This is a genomic window from Dokdonella sp. (assembly GCF_036518555.1).
Lineage (GTDB): Bacteria > Pseudomonadota > Gammaproteobacteria > Xanthomonadales > Rhodanobacteraceae > Dokdonella_A.
In genome coordinates this window covers 1-4475 of record NZ_DATDMY010000344.1, presented here as the reverse complement: position 1 = coordinate 4475, position 4475 = coordinate 1, and the positions used below count along the sequence as shown (strand labels likewise).

Sequence of the window (4475 nt, the reverse complement as noted above, 5' to 3'; positions counted from 1 at the left end):
GAGGCGGCGACGCGCAACGCACTGTCGCCTTCGAACGCGGGCCCGACCCGCAGGCGGTCGCCGTCGACGACGATGCGCAGGGCCGGTGCGCTGCGACCGGATGCGCCCGCGAGATCGAGCGTGACCGAGCGGCCGTCGAGCGCGGCCATGCGCGTGCGCGTGTCCGGGTCGAGCCCGATCGCGCGATCGAGCACGGACTCGAGCACGCGACCGAGCGCGGCGAGCAGGGGGTTGGGCGTGCGGTCACGCGACGAAGCGGCAGGCATGGGCGCGGATTCTACCTGCCCGGGCCGCCGCGGCGGTCGGTCCGGTAATCCGCCGCTCAGGCAGGACGCCGTAGCGTACGGGTTTCGACTACCGGAGCATCGTCATGCGCGGCTGGCTCCAGCGTGCCATCGGCGTGATCGCACTCGGCGCGGCCGTCGCCGCGCATGCGGGGAGTCGCGTCTACAGCGGCGAGGCGCCGTCCGGCGCGTGGTACCAGTTCGAGGTACCCGACGGCTGGCATGCGGGCGACGCGCTCGTGCTCTACCAGCATGGCTTCGACCTCAAGCCGCCCGAGGACGCGCCCGGCCTCGGTCCGCTGAAGTCGGTCATGCTCGCCGAGGGCTACGCGGTGGCCGCGACGAGCTACCGCCAGCGCGGCTGGGCGCTGTTCACCGCGATCGCCGACAACCGCGAGCTGCTGCGGCTGTTCGCGGAACGCGTCGGCCAACCCGGCGAAGTGATCCCCTACGGCGGCTCGATGGGCGGCCTCGTCACGTTGCGCCTCGCCGAAACGCGCGGCCTGCCACCGATGCGCGGCGCCTATGCGCTGTGCCCCGCGGCGGCGGGCGCCCGCCTCTGGGACAGCGCGATCGACCTGCGGCTCGCCTACGACGTCGTGTGCCGCGACGTCGGCGACCTGCCGCAAGGCGACGAGCCGTTGCCGTGGGCGGTGAACCTCGACGACATCCCCGACGACATCGGCGACCTCGCCGACGACGAAAGCGTGCTGCGCGCGCTCGTCGCGGTGAACCGCTGCACCGGCGTCAACCTGCCGCCGTATCTGCGCACCGACGCGATGCAGCGCCGGCTCGACGAGCTGATGGCGTTCACGCACATCAGCGACGAGCACTTCTTCGTCACCAACATCGGCTATGCGACCTACGTGCTCGCCGACATCGTTCGCGCGGACGACAAGCTCGGCGGGCGCAATCCGTTCACGACCGCGGGCGTCGATTACTCGAGCGACCCGACGATCGATGCGGGCATCGAACGCATCGTCGCCGATCCCGCGGCCGCGCTCGCACTGCACGCGGCTTCGGACTTCCGCGGCGCGGTCGGCGACGTCAAGGTGATGTCGATGCACACGAGCCGCGACGAGCTCGTCGTACCCGGCAACCAGGACTTCGTGCGCGACCTCGTGCCCGCCGACCAGCGCGTCATCGCGATCGTCGACGAGGACACGCCGAGCCATTGCGGCTTCAGCGACGCCGAAGGCGTCGCCGGCTGGGAAGCGCTGCGTGAGTGGATCGGCGGCGCGCCGCAGCCGGAGGTCGCCGACCTGCAGCGGCAATGCGAGATGCTCGCGACCGCCGACTACGCCGCCGGACCGTGCCGGTTCGATCCGGATGCCGAGATCGTGCCGTTCGACGAGATCGTGCGCCCGCGCGCGCAGGCCGCCGTGGGCGTGCCTGCGCATTCGGTGCATGCGCGTCCGTCGCCGCCGCCGTCGGCGCGGGGCGGCATGCTCGAGCGCTAGCAAGAAGCAGAAGATTGAAACACGAAGGACACGAAGGACAAGCAAGACAAGCAAGCAGGGAGATTGAAACACGGAGCACACGGAGCACACGAAGAAGAGCAATTTCCGATCGGTTCTTGCTTCCTTCGTGTCCTTCGTGTCCTTCGTGTTTCAATCTTTGAACCTTCCGCTTCGCAATGGCGAACCGCATGGTCGCCGTCGCCTGCGCGAGCGGTGGGCGGGTCAGTCCTTGACCGGGAAGGTTTCGGTCGAACCGTCCGCGTTCTTCTGCTCGATCTTCATCGGCGCGCGCTCGTGACGCCCGCAGTGGTAGGCGCCCCATGCCTGCTCGCCGTCGCGCGGCTCGCCGAGCGGCTTGATCGTGTCGGCGCCGAGCGTCGCGGCTTCGTTGCGCGCGAGCACTTCGAGCTCGTCGCGCACCTTGAGGTCGTTGCGATCCATCGGGCCGACATGGTCGAGCACGGAGACCGTGACCTTGCCGACGTCCCGACAGCCGCCGACGTCGCCATTCCAGGCGGTGCGCACCTTGTCGCCGCCGGAGTCGAGCTTGATGCCCCAGCTGCAGGCGGCGAGCGGCAGGCACAGTACGAGCAACGGCGACCAACGCGGCATGGCAATCCTCCGATGAGTGGCGCGCATCCTAGCGCGAGCGGGCTGAACGACGCGCGCCATCGCTGCCTCAGCGCACCTTCCGGCCGTCGGCGTCGATGACCTCGACGTCGCCGAGCTCGAGCTTCCGCAACGGCTGTTCGATGCGGCCGAGGTCGCCGACGACGATCCAGGTGAGCGACCCGGGCCGCACGACGTCCCGCGCGGCCGCCTGCACCGCGGCATCGGTCTGCGCCTCGATGCGCGGCTTGAGCGTCTGCACGTAGTCGTCCGGGCGGTCGTACAGCTTCATGCCGCTGATCGCCGCGAGCACGGCTCCGGTGGTCTGGTATTCGCCCGGCAGGCTGCGTACGTCGCCGACCTTGATCTTGTCGATCTCCTCGTGCGTGAGCGGGCGCGTGCCGACGAGCTCGTTCGCCTCGCGCAGGATCTCCGCGACCGACTCGGCGGTCTTGTCGGTCTGCACCGGCGCGTACATCATGAACGGGCGCTGCCCGATCGCGTTCGAGAGGAAGCTGCCGGCGCCGTAGGCCCAGTGCTTGGCCTCGCGCAGGTTCATGTTGAGGCGCGACGTGAAGCTGCCGCCGAATGCGCCGTTCATGGTCTGGATCTCGAGGTTGTTCTTCGCCTTGGTCGACGGCGCGACGACGCCGGCGAGGATCAGGGACTGCGGCGCGCCGGGCTTGTCGAGCAGGTACAGGCGCGGACGCTTCGGCGGCTCGACGTTCGCGATGTTCTTCTTCGGCACCGGCGTCGCGGCCGGCTTCCAGTCGCCGAACACCGCATCGAGCTTCGCCACGATCGCCTCGAGCGTGGTGTCGCCGGCGACGAGGATCGTCGCATTGTCCGGCCGGATGAAGTCGCGCACGTAGGCGTGGAGATCGGCCGCGGCGAGCGACGTGATCGAGGCCTCGGTGCCCGACCCGGTGAACGGGATCGCATACGCGTGGCCGGCGCCGTACAGCAGCGGCGGCAGGCTGCGCAGCGCGAGCCCGGTCGGCTGCGTCTTCTCCTGCGCGATGCGCGCGAGCCACTGGCCGCGGATGCGCGCGATGTCGGCATCGCGGAATGCGGCATTGCGCACCACGTCGGCGAACAGCGTGAGCGAAGGCTCGAGCTGCGAGCTCAGCGCGTTGAGGCTCGCGCTCGAACTGTCGAGGCCGGAACCGGCGCCGATGATCGCGCCGAGCCGCTCGGCGCGACGCGCGATTTCGAGCGAATCGAGCCCGGCGGTGCCCTCGTCGAGCATCGCCATCGTGAACGCGGACGTGCCGAGCTTGCGGCCCTGGTCGGATGCGTAACCGGCATCGAACAGCAGTTGCACCTGCACGACCGGGATCGTGTGGCGCTGCGCGAGCACGACCTCGACGCCGTTCTTGAGCCTGCCGCGCTCGAGCGCCGGGAACGTGAGGTCGGGGAAGGTCGCCACCTCGGGCACGCCCCTGGCGCGGTCGACCGACGACGGCACCGTCGTGAATTCGCGCTGCGGCGGCAGCTTCGCTTCGGGGCGTCCGGCGATCGCCGCGCGGCCGGGCTTCTCCATCTCGTCGGCAGGCTCGCTCGTGTCGCCCTTCGGCGCGGGCGTGATCGTCAGCGTGTAGTCGCCGCGCGCGATCCACTTCTTCGCCGCGGCGAGCACGGTCGCCGGCGTCGCGGCATCCATGCGCGCGAGATCCTGCTTGTACGCGGCCGGATCGTCGCGGTAGACCTGTCCCTCGGCGAGCACGCTCGCCTTCGAGTTGACCTTCTCGAGCGCGCGGATGAAGTGCGCGCGATTGTCGACCTTTACGCGCGCGAGCTCGTCGTCGGTCGGGCCTTTCTCGAGGAATTTCTTCCATTCGTCCGCGATCGCGGCTTCGACCCGGGCGGGGTCGACGCCGTGCTTGACGTCGGCGGTCAGCTGCAGCATCGAGGCGAGCGCGAACGCCTGCACCGACACCGACACGTCGTCGACGAGCTTGTCCTTGTAGACGAGGCGCTCGTACAGGCGCGAGGTCTTGCCGCCGCCGAGCACGTCGGCGGCGAGTTCGAGCAGGCCTTCGTCCGCATCGGCGAGGCCGGGCACGTTCCACTCGCGCACGATGCGCGTCTGCGCGACGCGGTCGGTCATCGTGTCGCGCGT

3 protein-coding genes and 1 pseudogene are annotated in these 4475 nt (G+C 69.9%); 1 reads left to right on the top strand and 3 read right to left on the bottom strand.

Features of this window, described 5'->3' with window-relative positions; genetic code table 11:
* Nucleotides 1-266: pseudogene (locus tag VI238_RS18695) on the bottom strand (sterol-binding protein); the annotation flags it as partial.
* A 104-nt stretch (nt 267-370) separates the two neighbouring features.
* On the opposite strand from VI238_RS18695, the gene VI238_RS18690 reads away from it, so the two are divergent.
* A complete protein-coding gene (locus tag VI238_RS18690; RefSeq protein WP_331653986.1) occupies nt 371-1744 on the top strand; it encodes a hypothetical protein in 1374 nt (457 codons plus the stop codon).
* Nucleotides 1745-1966: 222 nt separating this feature from the next.
* Here VI238_RS18690 and VI238_RS18685 read toward each other — a convergent pair whose 3' ends face one another.
* Together VI238_RS18685 and VI238_RS18680 are read right to left on the bottom strand one after the other, a co-directional pair.
* Nucleotides 1967-2356 carry a DUF4156 domain-containing protein gene (locus tag VI238_RS18685; RefSeq protein WP_331653985.1) on the bottom strand — a complete coding sequence of 130 codons (390 nt, stop codon included), beginning with the start codon at nt 2354-2356 and terminating at the stop codon, nt 1967-1969.
* A 67-nt stretch (nt 2357-2423) separates the two neighbouring features.
* A partial coding sequence (locus VI238_RS18680) for an insulinase family protein (RefSeq protein WP_331653984.1) occupies nt 2424-4475 on the bottom strand: 2052 nt, incomplete at its 5' end.

Bases quoted from the DNA above. Each gene is read 5' to 3' on its own strand.
- VI238_RS18690 (WP_331653986.1), top strand. From the start codon at position 371: ATGCGCGGCTGGCTCCAGCGTGCCATCGGCGTGATCGCACTCGGCGCG.
- VI238_RS18685 (WP_331653985.1), bottom strand. From the start codon at position 2,356: ATGCCGCGTTGGTCGCCGTTGCTCGTACTGTGCCTGCCGCTCGCCGCC.